Consider the following 1148-nt stretch of genomic DNA (forward strand, 5'->3'; position numbering starts at 1 on the left):
CACCAGAACCCCAGCGCCCCTTTGGCCGCCTTGAAGTCAGGCGCGGTGACAGGCTGCGCACCCGCAGCACGGGGCGCACCGGATGATGGGCTGGGCGCACGCAGCGGGGGCTGCGAGGGCTTGGGGCTGATGCCCGGCGGGGCGCCCAGGATATTGTCGGCAACAGTGCTCATGGAGAGGGTCCTTGCACGGAATGGGAGGAGGCTCAGGCCAGCACGTCAGCGTGGACGTGGGCCGCGAAGCGCGCAGGGTCGGTGCCGGGCTTGAGCACGCCCACCAGCTTGAAGTCGCGGGCATAGAACTCGATCTCCTGCCGCAACGCCGTGCCCACCGGGTGGCTGCGGTGCGTGAGCGTGCCCAGCACGGCGCGCAGGTCCTCCTGCGGCACCTTGGAATACGGGCTGAAGATGCGCGCCGTTTCGTTGGGGTTGTCGGCCACGAAGTCCGACGCCTCGATGATGGCGCGGGTCAGCGCGGCTGCCGTGCCCTTGTCGTTGCGCACCATGGCGCCGCTCACGCCCAGCACGCAGCAGGTCTTGGCCGCGTATTCGCCCGAGAGGTTGGACGCCAGGTCCACCAGGCCCTTGGTGCGGCGCTGGATCAGCAGCAGGTTGGGGTCGCCATCGGCAATGGCCTGGGCCTCGCCTTTTTCCACCGCCAGGCCCAGCATGTCGCCAGGAAACTGGCGCCAGGTCACGTCCTTTTCGGGGTTCAGCCCGGCCTTGGTCAGCAGCACCGAAAAGAAGTTCTTGCCGGGGCTGTTGAGGTCCGACACCGCAATGGTCTTGCCCTTGAGCTTTTGCAGGCTGGTCACGCCCGCCGCCTCGTAGCCCACCAGGCGCGAGCAACCGCCGTGCGAGCTGCCCACCAGCTTCACGTCAAAGCCCGACTCCAGCGGCTTGATCCAGCGGTGCACCATGCCCAGGCCCGCGTCGGCCTTGGAGGTGGCGATGGTCTCCAGCAGCTGGTCAGTGGAGCCCGCAAAGTTGATCAGCTCGACCTTGAGACCATGTTTTTCAAAAATGCCGCGCTCGATGGCGACCGGCGCGGCCGACAGGCAGATGGCGTTGGCGTTCCACGCCAGCTTCACTTCGCGCAGCTTGCCCGCGGCCCGCACGTGGCTGCCCACCACACTCGACGCCCCCACC

General features: G+C 67.8%; 1 protein-coding gene. It reads right to left on the reverse strand.

Going from position 1 to position 1148, the window contains the following annotated elements:
* Positions 1 to 205 precede the first annotated feature (205 nt).
* Positions 206 to 1147, reverse strand: a complete 942-nt coding sequence (locus tag DBR23_RS19480; RefSeq protein WP_108499301.1) for an ABC transporter substrate-binding protein — start codon at positions 1145 to 1147, stop codon at positions 206 to 208.
* Between the last annotated feature and the right edge of the window lies 1 nt (position 1148).

The organism is Acidovorax sp. HMWF018, from assembly GCF_003061035.1.
In the GTDB taxonomy this organism is placed as follows: Bacteria; Pseudomonadota; Gammaproteobacteria; order Burkholderiales; family Burkholderiaceae_C; genus Acidovorax; species Acidovorax delafieldii.